Source organism: Pseudoalteromonas sp. MER144-MNA-CIBAN-0113 (assembly GCF_040308965.1).
GTDB lineage: Bacteria > Pseudomonadota > Gammaproteobacteria > Enterobacterales > Alteromonadaceae > Pseudoalteromonas > Pseudoalteromonas tetraodonis.
The window spans coordinates 13,586-34,673 of sequence record NZ_JBEOOG010000034.1 but is presented as its reverse complement, the minus strand read 5'-3'; the positions used below and the strand labels follow the sequence as shown (position 1 = coordinate 34,673).

Sequence of the window (21,088 nt, the reverse complement as noted above, 5' to 3'; positions counted from 1 at the left end):
ACAAGGTCATCAAAACAATAATGAATTAGGAAGTAAATATGAGTTCAAATTCTGACAGTGGCTGGTTTGGTCACCCTAAAGGACTTTCAACCCTGTTTTTCACAGAAATGTGGGAACGAATGAGTTACTACGGTATGCGAGCGATGCTCGTATTATTTATGACAGCAAGTTTACAACAAGAAGGCCTAGGATTTACCGTTGCTTCTGCTGCTGCAATTTATGGCTTATACACAGGTTCAGTATACTTTTTAGGTTTACCTGGTGGTTGGTTAGCAGATAGATTATTTGGTGGTCAAAAAGCAGTATGGTATGGCGGTATTATTATCATGTGTGGCCATATTATTTTAGCCGTGCCACATGAATATTCATTTTTTATTGGTTTGATATTTGTTGCAACTGGTACTGGTTTACTTAAACCTAATATCAGTGCCATGGTTGGTCAGCTTTATACTGACGAAGATGAGCGCCGTGATGGTGGTTTCGCTATTTACTACATGGGTATTAACTTAGGCTCTTTAATTGGTTACTACGTGTGTGGTTACTTTATGGAAAACGTAGGTTGGCACTGGGCATTTGGTGCCGCGGCTGTCGGTATGGGTATTGGTTTAATTCAATACAAGCGTACACTTAAAAACTTACCAGATCACAGCGCCTTACCTGCTAACCCATTAAGCCCTAAAGGTACTTCGCGCGCATGGGGTGGTATTGCTGCATTTGTTATCGCGACCGCCAGTGTCACCGCTGCTGCAATGACAGGTGCTATTGTCATTAACCCATCGATTGTTGCAGGGTACACCGCAGTTATATTTACTGTTATCTTTTTCGTTTACTTTGGCCTTATATACTTCAAAGGCAAACTAACCGATGCTGAAAAACAAAGAATGTGGGCGCTATTTTTAGTCTGTGTCGCTTCAGCCTGTTTTTGGTCTGGCTTTGAACAAGCCGGTTCTTCATTAAATCTGTTTGCTCGTGACTATACAGACCGTCTGGTTGGCACATTTGAAATTCCAACGACTTGGTTCCAATCTCTAAATTCATTGTTCATTATTGCGCTATCACCATTCTTTGCCGCTTTTTGGATTAATTTATCTAAAAAAATGGTCTCGCCTACTTACAGCGTAAAATGTGCGTTGGGCCTCGTTATTATGGCTTCAGGCTTTTTAGTAATGTTTATGGCAGCACACTATGCCGCTGAAGGCTTAAAAGTAGCACCTTATTGGCTTGTTACTACGTATTTCTTACACACAGTGGGTGAGCTTTGTTTAAGCCCAGTTGCATTGAGCGCTGTAAGTAAGTTATCGCCTCGCCGCTTTACTGGTCAAATGATGGGGGTATTCGTACTTACATACTCTATCGGTAACGTTATTTCAGGATTACTTGCTGGTAACTTTGATCCTAACAATGTTGAAGAAATCCCGAACCTTTACCTACAAATTGCCTTATTTAGTATCGGTGTAGGTATCATCTTAGTACTGATGAGTTTTAAAGCTAAAATATGGGAAAAACAAGGTTTAGAACAAACCGCACCAACACAATAATTTAGATTTATCACACGCATAATTATGAGCTTTGATAAATGATATCAAATACCTCCTGTAGTTAACTGCAGGGGGTATTTTTATGGCCGCTAGATTAAACCACACAATTTTTACATTCAGCCGTTTATTATTTATACCTCATCACTGTGCACAAACGAGTTCATAGCAGCAAAGCATCAATACTCTTTGTTTTTATATATATCGCAGCTAACCATACTCATTAAAAGTGTAAATAATAAAATACAAAAACCGCACTTTTTTTAGCGCAAAAAAACTAAAAATACATATAAATAAATTAAATTAAACTATTAACAATCAATAATTTAACAAGAAAACCTGCACTTTTATCTCGCTACCTAATTTTTACTTTCACCTGCTCGTATGTAAATAAACAACATACTTTGATAACCGTCTCGTAAAATTTACACACGCGCTATTTACTAAATAACAACACCCTCTTCCCCAAAACACTAATCTGGTTAATCATGCAGGCAATACGATAACTAATAATCGCAGTGCTTAATTGCGGGAGTAATTATAATGAGTGAAGTAAATAACCCTTTAGGTTTGGTTGGTATTGAATTTACCGAGTACGCAACACCCGATGCCGATTACATGGATAAAGTGTTTACCGATTTTGGTTTTTCAAAGTTAAAAAAATTCAAAGGTAAAGACATTGTTTATTACAACCAAAACGATATTCATTTTTTACTAAATAATGAACGCGATGGTTTTTCAGCTGAATTTGCTAAAAATCATGGCCCAGCAATTTGTTCTATGGGTTGGCGCGTAGAGAACGCTCAAGCGGCGTTTGAAGCAGCGGTTGAGCGTGGCGCTAAGCCTGCTACTGATGCAGCAAATAAAGACTTACCGTACCCTGCTATTTACGGCATTGGCGACAGCTTAATATACTTTATTGAACAGTTTGGCGATAAAGGCTCTATCTACGCAAACGACTTTGAAGATTTAGCTGAGCAAAACGTCGTTAATGATAAAGGGTTCTTACGTATCGACCACTTAACCAATAACGTATATAAAGGCACGATGGAAACATGGGCTAACTTTTATAAAGACGTGTTTGGTTTTACCGAAGTGCGCTACTTTGATATTAAAGGCCAAAAAACAGCCTTACTCTCTTATGCATTAAAATCACCTTGTGGCACTTTCTCTATTCCAATCAATGAAGGTAAAGGTAACGACAATAACCAAATTGATGAATACCTAGGCGAATACAATGGCCCAGGTGTACAGCATTTAGCCTTTTTAACCGACGACTTAGTGAGCTCACTTGATAAGTTAGATAAATCAACTATCGCCACTTTAGATATTATCCCTGAGTACTACGATACTATTTTTGACCGTGTACCATGGGTTAAAGAAGACAAAGAAAAGATTCGTGAGCATCAAATCCTGGTTGATAGCCAAAGCGAAGATTGCTACTTATTGCAAATTTTCTCTAAAAACTTATTTGGCCCTATCTTCATTGAGATGATTCAACGTGTTGACGATGGTGGCTTTGGTGAAGGTAACTTCCAAGCGCTGTTCGAATCAATCGAGCGAGATCAAGAACGCCGTGGCGTTTTATAATTAAAATTATGACTCTAAAAAGCAGCGTATTTCGCTGCTTTTTGTCGTTTAATCGTAACTAAGAGAGCTTATCTCTCTTTGCGTGTTTAAATCGCGCTTTTCATCACCATATAACTAGTAGATATTTAAAATTTGCTGGTGCTATGTTCTTATCTAATAAATTGATATGCGCGACCAACTAAACCAAAGGAAATGTAATGAGTTTAATTAACGAAACCCATGATATAAATTTAACTAGCTGGGTTGCATCAGCAAATGATGCACAATGTGACTTCCCTATCCAAAATCTACCTTTTGCCGAAGTACGTCGCAAAAATAGCAACGAAGCTTTCCGTGGCGCGGTTGCCATTGGCGATCAGGTTATTGATTTAGCAAAAGTAAATGAACTCGCTATTTTTAGTGGCGATGCTCAAGTCGCCATTGCTGCAGCAAGCAATCCTACACTAAATGAGTTTATGGGTCTGGGTGAGCAATATTGGTCAGCCCTACGTTTAGCATTATCGAAAGCATTACGTGAAGGTTCTGAGCATCAAGAACAACTTACACACGCACTTATTGCGCAAAGCGAGATTGAATTTGCTCTGCCGTGTCGCATTGGCGATTACACCGACTTTTACACCTCGATTTATCATGCTACGGCCGTAGGTAGTTTATTCCGCCCTGATAACCCACTGCTACCGAATTACAAGTGGGTACCGATTGGTTATCACGGTCGTTCGTCATCTATTGGCGTATCTGGTCAGCAGTTCCATCGCCCTAAAGGACAAACTAAAGCGCCAGACGCAGAAGTACCTTCATTTGGTCCGTGTAAGCGTCTTGATTACGAGCTTGAACTGGGTATTTACTTGGGTAAGGGTAATGAGCTGGGTGATGCTATTGCCATTGAAAATGCTGAAAAACATGTGTTTGGCTTTTGTGTTTTCAACGATTGGTCAGCACGTGATTTACAAGCATGGGAATACCAACCGCTTGGTCCCTTTTTAGCAAAAAACTTTGCATCAACCGTGTCACCATGGATTGTAACTACCGAAGCACTTGCACCATTTAGAACAAGCTGGACGCGTGATGAAAATGATCCGCAACCATTGGAATATTTAGAATCAACGGCTAACCGTGATCAAGGCGCATTTGATATTCAAATGGATGTTAAAATTCAAACGCAAAAAATGCGTGATGAAGGCTACAACCCAACACAAGTGTCTAAATCTAGCTTTAAGCATTCATACTGGACTGTGGCACAAATGGTGACTCACCATACGGTAAACGGTTGTAACTTTATGCCAGGCGACATGCTGGGCTCTGGAACGCAATCAGGCCCAACTCATGAAGAAGCAGGTTCATTACTTGAGCTTTCTCGTGGTGGTAAAGAAAAAATCACCTTAAGTAACGGCGAACAGCGTAGCTTCTTGGAAGACGGCGACAACGTGATAATGCGTGGCTGGTGTGAAAAAGAAGGTTTTGCACGTATTGGCTTCGGCTCCGTGGAGAGTACGGTACTGCCTGCAAAATAATTGCAAAATCAATAAACTAGTAAAAAAGGGTGGCCGAATAAGCCGCCCTTTTTTATTAATTAAGCCATAGTTACAATTTTTTTCTGGCTTTTTTAGTTGAAATTGCTATCTTGAATCCGTTAATAGCCAGTATATATGTGACATGTCTGTATTCATAAAATCTTTTTTTCATAAAAACTTCCCAGCTCGCCAGCTGCTTATTCGCCAAAATGGCGAAGTAAAGCATGTGGTTTTGGCACCATGGTTACAAGTTTCTGTACTCGCTATTATTATCACCGCTATTGTGTGGATGAGTGTCTCTAGTATTCGTGTGTATATGCAAACACACCAAATATCTCATATCGAACAAACTCAACTTGATAAGCAAGCGCAGTGGCAACAAAAAGTAAAGCAGCAGCAGCAACGCTATGCATTACAACAAGAACAGTTAGCTGAACTAGAACAAAAACAAGCTTTATTACAAGGTATGATTGAATCATTGCCTGCTTCTATTAGCAAAGACGCCATTAAATTAGAGGGTGAGCTTGACTCCTCCCCTATAAATGAGAGCGAGAGCGAATTCCATGAACCGCTCGAAGATGACAAGTCACAAAACAAACAGGCCGACAATAATGCCACCAGTTTTGAGCAGCGCTACACTTTATTAAACCAGCAATACGATACTAATTTTACCTTATTAGCTGCGCAAATTAATCAACGCCACGACGCTATTTTAGAGATATTGCAAGACACAGGTCTCGAAAATGCACTTGCACAGCACCTCGCCTTAGCGGCACAAACAACGGCGCAAGGTGGCCCGCTGGACATACTTGATGAAAGTAAAATACCCAATACATTTTTAGCCATTGCCGATAAGTTGCTTGTTTTAAATCAGCTAGAAAACTTTTTAACCGCCTTGCCGAACACATTACCCTTACCTGCCGCAAAATATTATATTTCGAGCAACTTTGGGCTTCGAAAAGATCCCATGAATAAAAGACGCGCATTTCATAAAGGCGTTGATTTAGCTGGCTGGCATAAAACAGAAATTTTTGCCCCTGCCGATGCAACGGTACGCCGAGCTGGGCGCAATGGTGGTTATGGTAACTTTATTGAATTAGAACATAAAAATGGCGTTGTAACGCGCTTTGGTCACTTAAACAAAGTTAATGTTAAAAAAGGCCAAGTTGTTGCAAAGCATGATGTCATTGGTTTAATGGGCAGTACCGGAAGAAGTACAAGTACTCATTTACACTATGAAGTATTAATAGACGACAAGCATGTCAATCCACTAAAAATAACAAAGGCGCTTTCTCGTGTTTGGTAAAAATAAACAAGCAAAAACGGACTCATCAATCAAGCGAGTGAGTCATACTCCCTCAATTATTTCTAACGATGTGCGTATTACGGGCTCTTTAGTTAGCCAAGGTGAAGTGCAACTTGATGGACGTATTGACGGTGATATTAAAGCTGAGCATTTAGTTATCGGCTCCTCCGGTGTTGTTGAAGGCGTTGTTGAGGCGAGCAGCGTTGTTGTTAAAGGTAAAATCATAGGCTCTTTAAATGCAAGCGAAGTGAAGATCGAAAATAATGCCCATGTACTTGGCGATATTTTTCATGACACACTAAGCATAGAAGCCGGTGCGATTATTGAAGGTAGTTTAAAGCAGCGCTTTGAAAAAGAAGTCATTGAGCATGCTAAAGATAAACCAAAACCGGTTAACGATGTAAAAGCCATTGTTGATAATGAAGACAGTGGCCTTTCGTTTGTAAACAAGTCGTCTACTGCAAAAAGTTAAACCTGAACAAAAAATGGTTTAGTCAATAAACTAAACCATTGTTTTTAATGCTTTATATAAAAAATATAATTTAGCAATTACTTCTTCTTTGTGATGTACATGGTTATATCTGCAGTAAACACCAACTCATTTCGGGTATTGTAAAGCTTTACCGGCACCACTAAATCTTCTTTATCAATCCATTGATGAGGTAACTCAATTTCAGCAATCGCGGTAACGTCTGTGTCTACTTTAGCTAAATATTGTACTGTCATACCTTTAGGTATCCAACGGTGTGTTTTATACGGTACCGTCGCATCCACCATTACTCCTGCACACAGCTCAGCCAAATTACATTGAGCAATCGCATGAATTGTTCCAATGTGATTATGTACACGGCGTGTGTTTTTAACCACAGCACTACAGTGCCCTGCTTTTAAATCTAAAATAGTGGGTTTCATAGAGCCAAAATAAGGTGCCTTGAAACACACTGCTTTACTGAAAAGCCAGTTACCGCATGGCCACTTTTTAAATTTATGCCATGTTTTTATTAATGCAGACTCATTACTCATTATTATTTTTCCATTGTCTTTGCTTAAAAAGCAAATTAACACATCGGATCAGTTTAAAGAAGTGTGATACTTAAACAAAAATAATCATAATAAGGTTAAAAGTAGGTAAGTTGGCTGATACATCGGCCATAAGCCCTTTCTTTTTCATCAGTCGCCACTTAAAATACCGACAAAAGGAGACCTGATGCATACACAGCCCGCTAAACCCAATTTTACTTTATTACTTATCTTAGCGTTACTCGTCATTTTTTGTCCGATGGGCATTGATATTTACCTGCCTGCCTTTCCCACTATCGCAGAGCAATTCTCAGTGAGCGAAAAGCAAGTACAGCAAACGGTGGCTATTTTTATGCTTACTGTTGGTTTGGGGCAGTTAATTGCAGGTCCACTCGCTGATCGTTTTGGCAGAAAGCCCGTCGCCTTAACTGGGGTCGCTTTGTATGGACTGGCGGCATTGGGTGCATATTATGCTCCTAGCTTTTTAGTACTGATGTTTGCTCGTGCTATTCAAGGGTTAGGCGCGTGCGCTACCTTTGTTGTCGCTTTTGCAATAGTAAGAGATAAGTTTGGTAGTGAACGCAGTGGCCAAATAATTACCTATCTAAACGGTATAGTTTGCTTTATTCCAGCATTAGCGCCTATTTTAGGTGCTTGGCTAACCGTACAGTTTGGTTGGCAAATGAACTTTCTATTTTTAACCGGTTTTGCATTACTGGGGTTTATTGTCACCTTATTCTTGTTTAGGGAAACACGACCAGCAGACAGTCATTACCAGGGGCATATTTTAGATTTAAGACGCTTTTTCCCCATCATTTCAACCCCATTATTTTTATTTAATAGCTTGTTATGTATGGTCACTATGTCAGCTATATTGGTGTTTGTAACACTGGCTCCCGGTTGGCTCATTACTGAATTAGGTGGCAGCGTAGCCGACTTTACCTTTTGGTTCTCGCTCAATGCGGTGCTTAGTATTCTTGCTAGTTTTATTATGCCTATTTACATTAAACGCCAACCTAAAAGAGCCTTAAAAATAGGCCTTTTAGTGCTAGTGAGTGCCGGCTTACTTATGTTGTTATTAAGCCAATATAAAACGCCATTGGCATTAATGATCCCTATGTTCATTGCAGCATTTGGTTTTGCTTTAACACTTGGCTCTGCCGCTGGGCGTGCTTTGAGTTTATTTCCTAAACAAGCAGGCACCGCCTCTGCTCTTTTGGGAGCAATGCAAATGAGTGGAGCAAGCTTATTGGTTTTTATTACTCAATACTTAAACTTATCAACCCCAGAGCTTATTGGTACGCACTTTCTATTATTAATTCCTTTTTGTTATTTACTGTTTCGTTATGCTAAATATGCTTAGCCACTAACGCATTTTCAATACTTCTCTCATTTTGGCTAATTCAGGTGCTACTTGATTAGCCGCCCCTAATCCAAACAAAATATATATTTTTTGTTTAAAAATTGTTAATTTTAGTTAAGCAATTTCGTTTTTTGTAGATAAAACACCTTATTTTTTGCTTTTTATTATTTTAATGCTGGTTTAAGTTAACAATAAGTTAATAAATTAATTCTAAGATATTATAATATGAAAAAGAATAAACTCGCCTTAGCATTAGTTCTTACTGGTATTTTTGCAGCCGGAACTGCCCATGCTGCAAACGATCGCTTCATCATTCAAGTTGATAATAATAAAAAAGGTGTTGTTAAAGCGCTTACTAAAAAACTAGGTGGTGAGATTAAAGTAGATGGTAATGGATTTATTGCCGCAAAATTTACTGGTCAAGATTTAAGTAGCTTAAAAGGCCTACTCAACAACCCACATATTAAACTCATTGAAGAAGATCACAAGCGTGTACCTATGTCATTATTTAACGATGATGTAGGCGATGTAATGCAGCAGCAAATTACGCCTTATGCCGTTTATCAATCACAGGTTGATCAAGTAACTTTTGATGCCAATGCAGGCATGAAAGTCTGTGTTATCGATTCCGGCTTAGATAGCTCAAACCCTGACTTTATTTGGGGCAACATCACCGGTAATTGGTTTGATAATGGCGGCCCACATGGGAAGCATGTAGCCGGTACAATTGGTACTGCAGATAATAACCTCGGTGTTATGGGTATGGCACTGGGTGTGGCAATGCACATTATTAAAGTATTTAACGAATCAGGCTGGGGTTACTCATCTGATTTAGCTCAAGCGGCCGATTTATGTTCTCAAGCAGGTGCGAACATTATTAGTATGAGCTTAGGGGGCGGCGGCTCAAACAGTACAGAATCAAATGCGTTTGCTAACTTTACTAATGCAGGCGGCCTTGTTGTTGCTGCCGCGGGTAATGATGGTTGGTGCTAATGATGCCAATAATCAAATTGCTGATTTTTCACAATTCCCAAGTTGTTCATCAGGTCGTGGTAAACGTGCAACAAACGATGAAACCATTTGTGTAGAAGTAACAGCCGGTGGTGTTGATACGCTATCAACCTACCCTGCAGGTATGGCTACAGCAGCGAGTATGTCAGCCGATGGCACAGCATAAAATTCATCAGCAATGGAAAATGCAGGTCAAGTCACGGCGAGTGCCTACTTTATGGGGACCGGCGAAACAGTTGATCCAGCAGCGGCTGGTAAAGTATGTATGATTGACCGCGGCGTTGTTTCATTTTACGACAAAGTGGCTAATTGTGAAAACTCAGGCGGTTTAGGTGCGGTTATTATTAACAATGAAGCCGGCATGTTATACGCAACACTAGGTGATACCAACAATGCTTCAATTCCTGCTGTAGGCGCTGCATTTGAAGATCGTAGTACATTAATAGCCAGTGCCAACGTGACAATTAATATTGGCGCAACTGATTATGGTTTTATGAGTGGAACGTCAATGGCAACGCCTGCAGTTTCAGGTATTGCTGCGCTAGTATGGTCTAACCATAGCGACTGTACAGGCACAGAAATTCGCGATGCGTTAAAAGCAACTGCGCAAGATCAAGGGGCTGCTGGTCGTGATGATTACTTTGGCTATGGTATTGTAAAAGCGGCAGACGCTGATGCTTACCTTACAGCTAATGGCTGTGCGGGTGGCGGCACGGGTGGCGTTGATCCCGAGCCAGGCGTTGATGATATTTCATTATCAGCATCGGGTTATAAATCTAGAGGCAGTAGCTTTGTTGATTTAAGATGGAATGGTGCAGCAACAAGCCAAGTCGATATTTACCGAAATGGTAATAAAGTAATAACAACAACAAATAACAATGCCTACACCGACAGTATAAATACTAAAGGGGGTGGTACGTATACATATCAAGTATGTGAAGCGCTGAGCACTACGGTGTGTTCAAATAATATCACCGTTAGTTTTTAATAAATTTAGCACTTCGTTATGTTTAAAAGTATAACGGCTAGTTTTATAACAATTTAGTATCCTCAACTTAGCGGGCAATATGCCCGCTTTTTATTTTTCTCATTGCTTGATAAAATCACTTACCACTTCTTTTTCGTACTATTTAATGATCAACCCTGACTTTTTGCTCTCATTTTTACTCGCCAGCTTTTTAATGGCCGTTGCGCCTGGGCCATCAAACGCGTTTTTAATGGCGCAAACTTTTGCAAATGGGCGAAAAGCAGGTATGCAGAGTGCTTTTGGCTTTGCGTTAGGTGGCGTAGTACATACATTTTTTGCGGTTGTCGGTTTAAGCGCTATTTTAAAAGCCTCTGAAACTGCCTATGCCAGCGTACAATATGCAGGTGCAGCCTATTTATGTTACTTAGGGTTTATGATGCTTAAAGACACCTTTAAGCCCCCCATTTGCGAGCAAGAAGATAAGCCTCATGTTACCACCAATAAAAACAAAAACGTGATGTTTCAAGCTATGATGACCGAAGTACTAAATCCTAAGGTGGCTTTGTTTTTTATTGCTTTTATCCCACAATTTGTTGACCCTAGCTTGTCATCTGCAACCTTTCAGCTGGCGTTTTTTGGGCTACTGTATCCAATCTTTGCTTTTCCGATTGACTGCACGTATATTTATTTCGGCGATAAAATAGCTCAATTTTTTAGAAATCACCCAAATAGCCAGCTCTGGATTGATAGGTTCACAGGCATTGTATTTATTGCCTTGGCTATCAATTTATTACTCTAACTAATAAGAATCAGCATGGATCAAAAAATACAATCTCTACCTGCGCAAAAAAATATAGCCTTAGTAGCACATGACGGCAAAAAAGCCGCGCTTAAGTTATGGTGCGAAAAACATAAGGCCACTCTAAGTAAACACACTTTATATGGCACAGGGACTACTGGGCATTTAATTGAGAAAACAACAGGGCTTGATGTTATTCAATTATTAAGTGGCCCTATGGGCGGCGATCAACAACTCGGGGCGAAAATAGCGGAGCATGAAATACATGTATTAGTCTTTTTTTGGGACCCTTTAGCTTCGCAGCCTCATGATCCCGATGTTAAAGCTCTGCTACGTTTAGCTGCTGTGTGGAATATTCCTGTGGCGTGTAATGAAGTGAGTGCCGATATGCTACTTAGCTCACCATTAATGGATATAGAGCTTGAGCGAACATTGCCAGATTACGAAAAATACCTCGCAACCCGACAAATATCTCTATAGTAGCTTACTTATAAAGCATGCTGGCCCATTTAGTAAGGCCAGCAGTTACACTACCAAAGTGATCACCGTTCACCATTTTTATGTTGCCTAAATGCTCACTCAACGCTGCTTTAATTAATGGAGACTGAGCACTCCCTCCCGTTAAGTAAATCACATCGGGAGTGGTATTCGCATCAGTAATTGCCTGTTTAGCCAAGGTAACAATCTGACTAATGCTATCGTCAACAGCAAGCGCTAAATCAGCGACTGAAATATCTTTGCTTAATGAGTTATCTAAAAAGGCTAAATCACAATTAAAACTATTTGCGGATGTTAATGCAATTTTAGCCGCTTCAGCTTGTTGAACTAATTGATGACCTTGCTTATTTTGCTGTAAGTGAATAAGTCGTTTATAAAGTTCAGGGGCGCTGACATCGCGTAACTGCGCACTGAGTTCACGATAATGCTGGGCACTATAAAACTGGCTCTGTAAATTCACATCGTTAATTTTACAAGCTTGCCAAAATGGTTGATTAGGTAGTGGTAAACCTGATTTAAACGTACTGCCAAGCCCGAGTAATGGCATTAAACCATGGTAGCTCAAAGCAATATCTAAATCGTTTCCGCCAACACGTTTACCACTATGTGCTAAAAAGTCTGCATCTCGTTGTTGTTTATTCCTAAAACTTGGCCCCATTTGTACAAATGAGCAGTCACTGGTACCACCGCCAATATCAATCACCAATACTTTTTGGTCTTGCGTTAAATCACTTTCATAATCAATCCCAGCGGCGAGTGGCTCATATAAAAACTCAACATCTTTAAAGCCTGCTCGGTTTGCTGCGCGTGTTAAAATGCCCACGGCTTGTTGATTTGACTGCTCACCGCCAACCGCTTGAAAATTCACTGGGCGACCAATAACAGTTTGGCTCAGCATATACCCTAACGATAATTCAGCACGTTGTTTTATTTTTAAAATCATTGCTGTAGCAATATCTTCAAAAAAATTGATTTGCCCTTGCTTTAAGCCCGTTGCGCCAAAAAATGATTTAGGGGATTTTACAAAATAACCTTCTTCAGGAAATTGCACATATTCACTAATCGCCTCGCGGCCAATGAATAGGGTGTCGTCGCCGGCTTGTAAGTCTAGGTCTGATTTAATTCGCGGGAGCGTATTAAGCAAGGGTTGGCGCGCGGTTTTATAGGCATGCTCATGCTCTGAGCCCTGCAAATGCTGCGCAACAAAATCAACGACTAAGGCGCTATGATGAGTGTATAAAGTTGATGGAAGATAATGTTTGCCTTGCTCTAAAGGGATAAGCTGAACACGCTCTTCGTTTAAAACACCCATAGCACAATTAGAACTACCATAATCAAAACCAACAAACATAGATCACCAAACATTACCAAAAAGGCCGCGCAATTTAGCATAATTGCTAAAAAATATATACTGAATTGGCCTACACTCTTTATTTTTCGGGTCTTTCTCGCAAAAAGCTAGCAAAACGCGGTAAACCATTTTTAGTGTATCCGTGGTATCGATAAGTGATTGTTGAACCAATGGCTGGCGGACGCTTGCGTTCTTCATCACTAAAGCCCGTGCCAATAGAAAAGGTTACGCCTTGCTTGGTTTGCACTCGCAATGCCCCGAGCATACCTGTGTATTTACCTTTACCTGGTAAATATTCAATAACTAGCGCTTCAGCATCCAAATAAGGTTTGAGTTTTAACAATGCACTAGAGCGACCACTCGTATGCTTAGCCTCTGCTAAATGAAGCATAACGCCCTCCCCGCCTTGTTTGGTCACCTTATTAAAATAATCGCTTAGTTGCTGATTATCACTAAATTGATATTGTTTTACCGCCTTGATGTGAGGACTATTTAGCTGAGTAATGAGTGACAGGTAATTTTGATAGCGACGATGAAAAGGCGTGTTTGTATCTGGCATATCAAATACTTGATAAGTCACTGTTTGCCAGAGTAAGTCGTCGGGTATTTTTGTTCTAACAATACCACTGAGAACAGAAAATTGACCCCGCTTGGTCCATAACTCACCGTCTAACCAAACATCAGGCAAAGGGGCGGTAAACCACTTAGGAGGATTAATTGGATTACCTTGGCGGGTAACAAATTGTTTCCCCGTCCATATTGCTCTAACGCCGTCAAACTTTTCACTCACCAAATATTGGCGAATATCGTTATGCTTAGTTTCATCATAAACATCAGCGAGTTGCACCTGCGGCAATTGCGCTAATAAACTCGCACTAAAAAGCGTTAAAAAAATAAATAGGTATCTTTGAATAGTAACCATAACTGCATCCTTGCAAATTTAAATATGGCTTAAACTATAGTTGAGATTGAAGCCATTGCCAAAATTCTTCAAGGTTATCCATTTGCTGTGTTGCTTTACTGAAGTCGTGCTGCTCGGTGTGCTTATTAGCAATCGCTACAACGGCTAAGGCTGCATTATTTGCTGCTGTTACACCAGTGAAGGTATCTTCAACGGCAATCGCATTTTTTGCAGCGACCTGCATATTTTTAAGTGCTAATAAATAGGGATCACCGGCAGGCTTTGGATTGGTTACATCGTCTTTTGTAACCACCGTATCAAATAAATCATAAAACCCTAATCCTTTTAGTATTGGCTCAGCTTCATGGCGTGCGCTGCCTGTTACTAACGCCATTTTTAAGCCTTGCTCTTTAACCGCGAATAAAATATCTGCAGCATAAGGCATTAAAGGCGGTAAATTGGTTTGAACGAATTTGCTAAACAAACGGTATTTTTCATCCGCTAAATAGCGACTACTCACAGACAAGTTATGGGTTTGTTTTATTTCCTTTGCAGCGTCAATCGTGGGGCGCCCAGAAAAGCGCTGGCAAAAACCATCTTCGTCATAACGCACACCAAAAGGCGCAAGTAATTGGCTCCAACAGATATAATGCACACTTTCAGAATCAACTAACGTGCCATCCATATCAAATAATACCGCTTCAATAGACATACTTTCTCCTTGTTGTTTAGCTGTTTAGCTGTTTAGTTGTTTAGCCTATGCCCTGAATATTAAAAAAGGTGCCTAAGCACCTTTCATTAATGTGTGTTACTCAGTCAAGCCTGCTGGCGGCTCAGCATAAGCGTCTTCACCGGTGTTTACATCAACTAACTCGTAACCACGGGCTTTGCGCATCACTTTAAGTACGGGTTTCTCAAATGCGGTTTTTAAGCGCTCAGCATCATCTTTTAGTTCATCTAACGTGGTACCAAACGGCGCTGCACCCGTTTCTGACCAGTTAGTTACTTTACCATTTAGGTTATATTCCACTTCATGTATTTGATATTGCGCCGCTTCATCTTTGGTTGCTTCACAAAAAATTACACGGTAATTCCAAAATCCAGCCATTACTTTTTCTCTTTAATAAACATATGAGCGCTACTTTAGCAGCTCTACAAAAATAAAAAAGCCTGCACTAGGCAGGCTTTTATCAATAATTACAATTTAACGTTAAATTTTTCGATTAGAAAAAGTTAACTTTAAATTCAGCACCAATGTAACGCTCTTCGTTAACCATTGCTGTGTTGTTGTTGAAATCAACACCACCAATTGCTTGTTGCTCGTCAAATAGGTTACGCACGAATGCTGATACTTCATATTCGTAGTCGCCTTGTGCCCATGCATAACCAGCACGTAGGCCTACTTCTGTTAATGGCTTACCTTCAAACTCAACTGATTCATATAAGAAAAAATCAATTTCACTACGGTACGACACATCAGCGTAAGTGAAGAATTCACCTTCAGCGAGTTCTTTAGTGTAACGAAGTGTGATGTTAGAGATCCACTCTGGTGCATGCGGTAAGCTGTTGCCATCAAGCATAGCTTGATCATTGATGATTGGATCTAAAAGCTCCAATCGACTTGGTGCAGCAATACTAAGAGTATCGTCTTTAAGCTCTGTTTTGTTATAGCTTAAATTAAATGTAGCATTTAGCTCATCACTTAACACCCACTCAGAATCAAGCTCAAAACCATAGCCAGTTGTTTTATCTGCATTTAATAAACGGTTAAAGTTAGCACCACCACCTACAGCTGTTAGCTGTTGGTCGTCCATAGTGTAATAAAATACCGTTGCGTTAACACGGCCTTGGCCATCTAACACATCAGATTTAATACCTGTCTCAAACGAAGTAACCGTCTCTGAATCTGCAACGGTTACTTCACTACCAAATAAGATACGACCTTGAAGACTCGGTGCACGGAAACTGTTAGCAATACGGCCATACCAATTTACATCATCGTTGATTTTATAGTTAGCTGATAAATCCCAGCTTACGTGATCATCACTTACATCACGCTCAATAAATAACGGAGCACCTGCCTCACCTGGTAATGGACCAAATGTACGATTTGCTGAGAACTCTTTCTCATCATCTGAATAACGAAGACCCGCGGTTACTTTCAGATCATCAGTAATGGTGTAATCAACTGAGCCAAACACAGCCCACGCTTTAGTGTCTTGCTGCTGGCTAACAAAACCATTTAATACGCCATTATTAGCTGTATCATAGCTAAAGTTTTCAATTGTTAATGCTTCGTCGAAGTAAAAAACACCCACCTGGTAATTTACATCACCGGCAAAGTTACTTGATAAGCGAAGTTCTTGCGTGTATTGGTCTTGGTCTGGAATACCATCAGCACTTTCTGAAGAAAAAGGAGTAGAAGCTGGTCCCGTATAATTAGGAAGATTAGATGTATCCAAACCACCATCGATGTCAGCACGAGAGTAAATTTCTGCACTTTCCCAACCAGAGATTGACGTTACTGTATGGTTAGCTAAGTCCCACTCAAGCTTAAGGCTTGCACCTTGCGATTCCACTTGCTGCGTCGCACGAGATGCGGCATCGTGATACACCACGTCATTTTCAAAACCATCAACTAAATCGTTAGTACCAGGTTTGATAGTGTTAGCACGAAAGGCAATTGGAGAGCCATCTAAATCACGAACATGGTAATTAAATAATCCAGTGAAATCGTCACCTTCATATAAAAATTGAATACGGGCTGCTTGTTCAGTATAACCGCCTAAGGCATCTTTTTGCTCAAAACCTGGTGCACGATTATCAATGTAATCGTCTTTATCTTGCCAAAGTACTGAAACACGTGTTGATAAACGATCTGTTAATGAACCACCAACAGCGCCTTCAAAGTCAACAGCACCACGACTACCGTAAGATACAGAGCCATAGCCTTCAAATTCTTGGCTTGGTTTTACGGTATCAAATTTAACTAGACCAGCAGGCGTATTACGGCCGAACAACGTACCTTGTGGGCCACGAAGCACTTCAACACGTGCTACGTCAAATACAGGGAAACCTTTTAAGATTGCGTTTTCTTGTACAATTTCATCAACCACAAGCGACACAGGCTGTGAAGCATTCAAATCGAAATCAGTGTTACCAAGGCCACGTACATAAAAGCGTGGGAATGAACGGCCAAATGAAGATTCAATAGATAAACTTGGGATTTTCGCATTCATAAAACGAATATCCATACCAGCTGAGCTGTAAGCATCTAAGCTATCGCCTTGCAGGGCTGAAACAGCAACAGGAACCTCTTGGGCATTTTCTACTCGTTTACGAGCTGTTACTTGAATAACTTCTAGTTGGTTCTTCTTAGCAGTAGTTTCTTGCTCAGCGGCTACAGCTGAAATTGAAGTACCTGCTACGGCAGAGAACAACGTTGCATTGATAAGGGTTGCTAACGTAGATCTTTTCATTGCTTTCATGTCGGGGTTAACCTTTTTAGTGCACTCTTGTTCAACGGTTGATGTGTTGCGCAATTAAATAATTACGGATTCAGTCAATTTTTCGCGACTTGCTCTATGCGGCGCGGACCTTATTACCGAGAGTACAAAAACGGCATAAATAAGGCTGACTGAATGCGCGAGATTATACCATGCTGTAATTAATTTACCGCATACTGAGCGCGAAAAATATAAACTTATTTTTAACACTTAAGCGCACTATCCCGACTTTTAGTGTACTTTTAGCAACAAAAACACCCAAAAGCGGACATATGTCCTTACAATAAACCAGTAAAAAATATAGCCAAATATGGCGGTGCTTTTTAGATACTACTTTTTCACTAAAGAACGCGTCAGTGCAATTTCACCATCAATATGAATATCTCGCTGCGGGAATGCAATAACCACATTATGCTGTTCAAACACCGCATAAATACTAAAACGAATATCACTGCGCACTTGCCTTAAGCGAGTTTCAGACTCAGCGCACACCCAAAAAATAGCATTAAAGACCAGCGAGCTGTCAGCAAAGTCATCAAACAACACGGTTGATTGGGGCGTTACGAGTATGGCTTCATGTTCATCTAATACTTGCTGAATTAACTTTTTAACCAGTAATACATCAGAGCCATAAGCTACGCCTACGCTTACCGACGAGCGTGCATTGCCATCAATGAGCGTCCAGTTTGTAACCGTATTTTCTAATAACTGGCTATTCGGGATCAACATATGCACCCCGTCGTTTCTGCGAATGCGGGTAGAGCGAGTGTTAATAGTTTCAACCACCCCTTTTGCAGTGCCAACTTCTAGAAAATCGCCAATACGGATTGGCCGCTCCCACATTAATATCCAGCCGCTAATAAAGTTATTAATAATATTTTGTGCACCGAACCCCACACCAATGGCAATGGCACCCGATACAAAGGCAAATGCGGTTAGTGGAATGTTGAGCACCTCAAGGGAAGTAAAAAGTAAAATCGCAATACTTAAAATAAAATAAAAACGCGTGAATAAATGCACTGCATCTGGGCTCATTTTTCGAGCAAGTAATGACTTCTTAATCAATTTACCAATACGTGTAACCACAAACCACATAGTAAATAAAATCAGTGGGACTTGAATGACTTTAGCAACCGTAATATGTACGTCGTTATAACTAAACAGCACAAAACCTAGTATGTCGTTAATTTGTTCTATATTCATGATTATTCCATATAAAAATAAGCTAGCAGTTAGTAAATCAGTAAATGCTAATAATTGAGTGAGTCTAGCATGTGGTTAAATTAAATAAGTAACAGTCTGTTTAAAATAATGACGGTAAAACAACCGTGATTGCCTCGTGTCGACATGCTTGCATTGACCTTGGGGTAATTTGGGCTGTGTACTGCTGCTTTTATCTACTAAAGCTGTTTTTGCAATCTAATTTGCGTTTAAATCCTGCTTTAAATAGATAAACTTTGTTGTATATAAGTCAAAATTTGGTAAGTTAACTGTGTTTTCGACTCACTAAGCCTATTTCGGCTATTTTTTCTATGGAGTTATTATGCGTAAAACACTGATTGCCACTACGATTGCTAGTGCACTTTTATTATCTGCCTGCTCTTCTGAGAGCACTAAAGAAACAACACAAGAAACCGCAGCGCAAGTTCAAGACATTAACGCAAGCAATGTATTGTTCAAACCAAGTCCACTTCAATACATGGCACCTGAGTTTGATAAGTTTGGTACGACTGAATACGAAGCCGCATTTGATGCAGGTATTGCACAGCACAATGCAGAAATATTGGCAATTGCCAACAACCCAGCGCCAGCCACTTTTGAAAACACCTTAGTTGAAATGGAGCTGGCAGGCGAGCTACTAAACCGCGCATCAGCTGCGTTTTATAACCTATCAGGTCTTATTTCAAACGATGAATACCAACGTATTGATAAAAAAATGGCGCCAGTTTTCTCGGCTCACTCTGATGACATTTATTTAAATGGTGCATTGTTTAAACGTGTACAAACGGTATACGACAATAAAGATAAGTTAAGCGCTGAAGATCAACGCCTAGTCGATTTTTACTACAAACAGTTTGTAAAAGCCGGTGCAAAATTAAACGATGCTGAAAAAGCAAAAATGCGTGAAATCAACGCAGAGCTTGCAAAACTATCAACTGAGTTTTCTCAAAACGTATTAAAATCGTTTAAAGAAGACGTCATTATGGTTACTGATAAAAGCAAACTTGCGGGATTATCTGAAGGTGAAATTGCCGGTCTTGCAGCCGCTGCTAAAAAAGCAGGCAAAGATGGCTACATGATCACCTTAGTGAACACCACGCAACAGCCTATTTTAGCAAGCCTTGAAAATCGCGAACTACGTGAGCAAATTTTTAAAGCATCAACCAATCGTGCTGCTAAAACAAATGGCCCTATCATTATTAAAGAAACTAACCTGCGCGCACAAAAAGCAGAACTGTTAGGCTTTAAAGATTGGGCTTCTTATGTAATGACTTCACGCATGGCACAAACCACTGATAATGTGTTCGGCATTTTAGATGACTTAGCACCAAAAGCTGTTGAAAAAGCAAAAGCAGAAGCTCAAGCTATTCAAAAAGTAATTAATGACTCGGGTGAAAGCTTTGAGCTTAAGCCTTGGGATTGGGCATTTTACGCTGAAAAAGTGCGTGCTGAAAAATACGACCTAGATCCAGCATTGGTTAAGCCTTATTTTGAAATGCAGTCGGTTATCCATAACGGCCTGTTCTTCGCTATGGAAAAACTTTACGGCATTACCTTTAAAGAGCGTAAAGACTTGCCAGTTTACCACGATGATGTAATGGCATTTGAAGTATTTAACGCCGATGGCAGCGCCATTGGTTTATTTTACATGGACCCATATGCACGAGAAGGTAAACGTGGCGGTGCATGGATGAGTGCATACGTAAGCCAAAGCGGCTTAAAAGGCACTAAACCTGTTATTTACAACGCACAAAACATTCCAAAGCCGGCTGAAGGCGAGCCAACGCTCATGACGTTTGATGAAGTATCAACTATGTTCCATGAGTTTGGTCATGCGGCACACGGGTTATTCTCTGACGTTAAATACCCAAGCCTAGCAGGTACTGCAACAGCGCGTGACTTTGTTGAATTTCCATCACAAGCACATGAAGACTGGATGATTGAGCCAAGTGTATTAGCTAACTACGCTAAGCATTACAAAACAGGTGAGCCAATTCCTCAAGCACTACTTGATAAAGTACTTGAGTCACAAAAGTTCAACCAAGGTTTTGGTACCACTGAATATTTGGCAGCTGCACTACTGGATATGGAATGGCATTCTTTTGGCTCTGATAAAAAAGTAGCCGATGTACAGCAGTTTGAAGCTGATGCATTAAAAGCACATGGCATTGATTACTACCCTGTGCCACCGCGTTATAAATCAAACTACTTTAGCCATACCTTTGCAGGTGGTTATTCAGCCGGTTACTACGCTTACCTATGGACTGAAGTATTTGCCGCTGATGCCTTTGCCCATATGGAAAACAACGGTGGCTTAACGCGTGAAAATGGTGATAAGTTCCGTAAAGAGATCCTATCAAAAGGTAATAGCCGCGACTTAATGCAAAGCTACATTGAGTTTAGAGGCCAAAAACCAACCACTGATGCATTACTTAAACGCCGTGGTTTAGTTGATTAATTAATATTTTTAATCAACTGATATAAAAGCCCGCTTGCGGGCTTTTATTGT

Annotated in this window: 16 protein-coding genes and 1 pseudogene; 10 read left to right on the top strand and 7 right to left on the bottom strand. The window is 40.3% G+C overall.

All coding sequences use genetic code 11. The annotated features are described in order from the left end of the window. Positions 1-38: 38 nt before the first annotated feature. The 5 genes from AAEY57_RS10620 to AAEY57_RS10600 all read left to right on the top strand — a co-directional run bounded on the left by AAEY57_RS10620 (position 39) and on the right by AAEY57_RS10600 (position 6,414). A complete protein-coding gene (locus AAEY57_RS10620; RefSeq protein WP_350607832.1) occupies positions 39-1,538 on the top strand; it encodes a peptide MFS transporter in 1,500 nt (499 codons plus the stop codon). Positions 1,539-2,078: 540 nt separating this feature from the next. Then, entirely contained in the window at positions 2,079-3,125 is a 1,047-nt protein-coding gene (gene hppD, locus AAEY57_RS10615) for a 4-hydroxyphenylpyruvate dioxygenase (RefSeq protein WP_016899429.1), read from the top strand. A gap of 197 nt (positions 3,126-3,322) precedes the next feature. Next, a complete protein-coding gene (fahA, locus tag AAEY57_RS10610) occupies positions 3,323-4,636 on the top strand; it encodes a fumarylacetoacetase (RefSeq protein WP_076921480.1) in 1,314 nt (437 codons plus the stop codon). A 142-nt stretch (positions 4,637-4,778) separates the two neighbouring features. Further along, positions 4,779-5,942 (top strand): M23 family metallopeptidase, encoded by a 1,164-nt coding sequence (locus AAEY57_RS10605; protein ID WP_273001621.1) that lies wholly within the window; start codon positions 4,779-4,781, stop codon positions 5,940-5,942. Beyond that, positions 5,932-6,414 (top strand): bactofilin family protein, encoded by a 483-nt coding sequence (locus AAEY57_RS10600; protein WP_013464451.1) that lies wholly within the window; start codon positions 5,932-5,934, stop codon positions 6,412-6,414. Before AAEY57_RS10605 ends, AAEY57_RS10600 begins: the two co-directional genes overlap by 11 nt. Before the next feature lie 77 nt (positions 6,415-6,491). On the opposite strand, the gene AAEY57_RS10595 is transcribed toward AAEY57_RS10600, so the two are convergent. Further along, the gene (locus tag AAEY57_RS10595; protein ID WP_016899426.1) at positions 6,492-6,965 is read right to left on the bottom strand and encodes a hotdog fold domain-containing protein; all 474 of its coding nucleotides are present in this window, start codon (positions 6,963-6,965) and stop codon (positions 6,492-6,494) included. Between the two features lie 184 nt (positions 6,966-7,149). Here AAEY57_RS10595 and AAEY57_RS10590 point away from each other — a divergent pair, with 184 nt between their 5' ends. The 4 genes and pseudogenes from AAEY57_RS10590 (at position 7,150) to AAEY57_RS10575 (ending at position 11,582) form a co-directional block, all read left to right on the top strand. Beyond that, a complete protein-coding gene (locus tag AAEY57_RS10590; protein WP_013464448.1) occupies positions 7,150-8,325 on the top strand; it encodes a multidrug effflux MFS transporter in 1,176 nt (391 codons plus the stop codon). Positions 8,326-8,550: 225 nt separating this feature from the next. Beyond that, positions 8,551-10,324, top strand: a pseudogene (locus AAEY57_RS10585) (S8 family serine peptidase). A gap of 145 nt (positions 10,325-10,469) precedes the next feature. Then, positions 10,470-11,102, top strand: coding sequence for a LysE family translocator (locus AAEY57_RS10580; RefSeq protein WP_041695849.1), 633 nt, complete (start codon positions 10,470-10,472; stop codon positions 11,100-11,102). A gap of 15 nt (positions 11,103-11,117) precedes the next feature. After that, on the top strand, positions 11,118-11,582 hold the full coding sequence (locus AAEY57_RS10575) for a methylglyoxal synthase (RefSeq protein WP_013464445.1): 465 nt from the start codon (positions 11,118-11,120) through the stop codon (positions 11,580-11,582). Between the two features lie 4 nt (positions 11,583-11,586). Here the strand turns inward: AAEY57_RS10575 and yegD are convergent, their stop codons facing one another. The 6 genes from yegD to AAEY57_RS10545 form a co-directional block, all read right to left on the bottom strand. Then, positions 11,587-12,951 (bottom strand): molecular chaperone, encoded by a 1,365-nt coding sequence (gene yegD / locus AAEY57_RS10570; RefSeq protein WP_013464444.1) that lies wholly within the window; start codon positions 12,949-12,951, stop codon positions 11,587-11,589. 79 nt (positions 12,952-13,030) lie between these two features. Continuing rightward, the gene (locus tag AAEY57_RS10565) at positions 13,031-13,873 is read right to left on the bottom strand and encodes a DNA ligase (protein WP_013464443.1); all 843 of its coding nucleotides are present in this window, start codon (positions 13,871-13,873) and stop codon (positions 13,031-13,033) included. A gap of 34 nt (positions 13,874-13,907) precedes the next feature. Beyond that, entirely contained in the window at positions 13,908-14,564 is a 657-nt protein-coding gene (locus AAEY57_RS10560) for an HAD family hydrolase (RefSeq protein WP_350607831.1), read from the bottom strand. A gap of 96 nt (positions 14,565-14,660) precedes the next feature. Then, on the bottom strand, positions 14,661-14,960 hold the full coding sequence (locus AAEY57_RS10555) for a hypothetical protein (protein WP_013464441.1): 300 nt from the start codon (positions 14,958-14,960) through the stop codon (positions 14,661-14,663). A 115-nt stretch (positions 14,961-15,075) separates the two neighbouring features. Further along, positions 15,076-17,340 carry a TonB-dependent receptor gene (locus tag AAEY57_RS10550; protein ID WP_350607830.1) on the bottom strand — a complete coding sequence of 755 codons (2,265 nt, stop codon included), beginning with the start codon at positions 17,338-17,340 and terminating at the stop codon, positions 15,076-15,078. 348 nt (positions 17,341-17,688) lie between these two features. Next, positions 17,689-18,561, bottom strand: coding sequence for a mechanosensitive ion channel family protein (locus AAEY57_RS10545; protein ID WP_350607829.1), 873 nt, complete (start codon positions 18,559-18,561; stop codon positions 17,689-17,691). A gap of 340 nt (positions 18,562-18,901) precedes the next feature. Between AAEY57_RS10545 and AAEY57_RS10540 the strand changes: the two genes are divergently transcribed. Then, the gene (locus AAEY57_RS10540) at positions 18,902-21,037 is read left to right on the top strand and encodes a M3 family metallopeptidase (protein WP_350607828.1); all 2,136 of its coding nucleotides are present in this window, start codon (positions 18,902-18,904) and stop codon (positions 21,035-21,037) included. Positions 21,038-21,088: the final 51 nt, after the last annotated feature.

Coding starts and splice junctions, on each gene's coding strand:
- AAEY57_RS10620 (WP_350607832.1), top strand. CDS start 39: ATGAGTTCAAATTCTGACAGTGGCTGGTTTGGTCACCCTAAAGGACTT.
- hppD (WP_016899429.1), top strand. CDS start 2,079: ATGAGTGAAGTAAATAACCCTTTAGGTTTGGTTGGTATTGAATTTACC.
- fahA (WP_076921480.1), top strand. CDS start 3,323: ATGAGTTTAATTAACGAAACCCATGATATAAATTTAACTAGCTGGGTT.
- AAEY57_RS10605 (WP_273001621.1), top strand. CDS start 4,779: ATGTCTGTATTCATAAAATCTTTTTTTCATAAAAACTTCCCAGCTCGC.
- AAEY57_RS10595 (WP_016899426.1), bottom strand. CDS start 6,965: ATGAGTAATGAGTCTGCATTAATAAAAACATGGCATAAATTTAAAAAG.
- AAEY57_RS10590 (WP_013464448.1), top strand. CDS start 7,150: ATGCATACACAGCCCGCTAAACCCAATTTTACTTTATTACTTATCTTA.
- AAEY57_RS10580 (WP_041695849.1), top strand. CDS start 10,470: ATGATCAACCCTGACTTTTTGCTCTCATTTTTACTCGCCAGCTTTTTA.
- AAEY57_RS10575 (WP_013464445.1), top strand. CDS start 11,118: ATGGATCAAAAAATACAATCTCTACCTGCGCAAAAAAATATAGCCTTA.
- yegD (WP_013464444.1), bottom strand. CDS start 12,951: ATGTTTGTTGGTTTTGATTATGGTAGTTCTAATTGTGCTATGGGTGTT.
- AAEY57_RS10565 (WP_013464443.1), bottom strand. CDS start 13,873: ATGGTTACTATTCAAAGATACCTATTTATTTTTTTAACGCTTTTTAGT.
- AAEY57_RS10560 (WP_350607831.1), bottom strand. CDS start 14,564: ATGTCTATTGAAGCGGTATTATTTGATATGGATGGCACGTTAGTTGAT.
- AAEY57_RS10555 (WP_013464441.1), bottom strand. CDS start 14,960: ATGGCTGGATTTTGGAATTACCGTGTAATTTTTTGTGAAGCAACCAAA.
- AAEY57_RS10550 (WP_350607830.1), bottom strand. CDS start 17,340: ATGAAAGCAATGAAAAGATCTACGTTAGCAACCCTTATCAATGCAACG.
- AAEY57_RS10545 (WP_350607829.1), bottom strand. CDS start 18,561: ATGAATATAGAACAAATTAACGACATACTAGGTTTTGTGCTGTTTAGT.
- AAEY57_RS10540 (WP_350607828.1), top strand. CDS start 18,902: ATGCGTAAAACACTGATTGCCACTACGATTGCTAGTGCACTTTTATTA.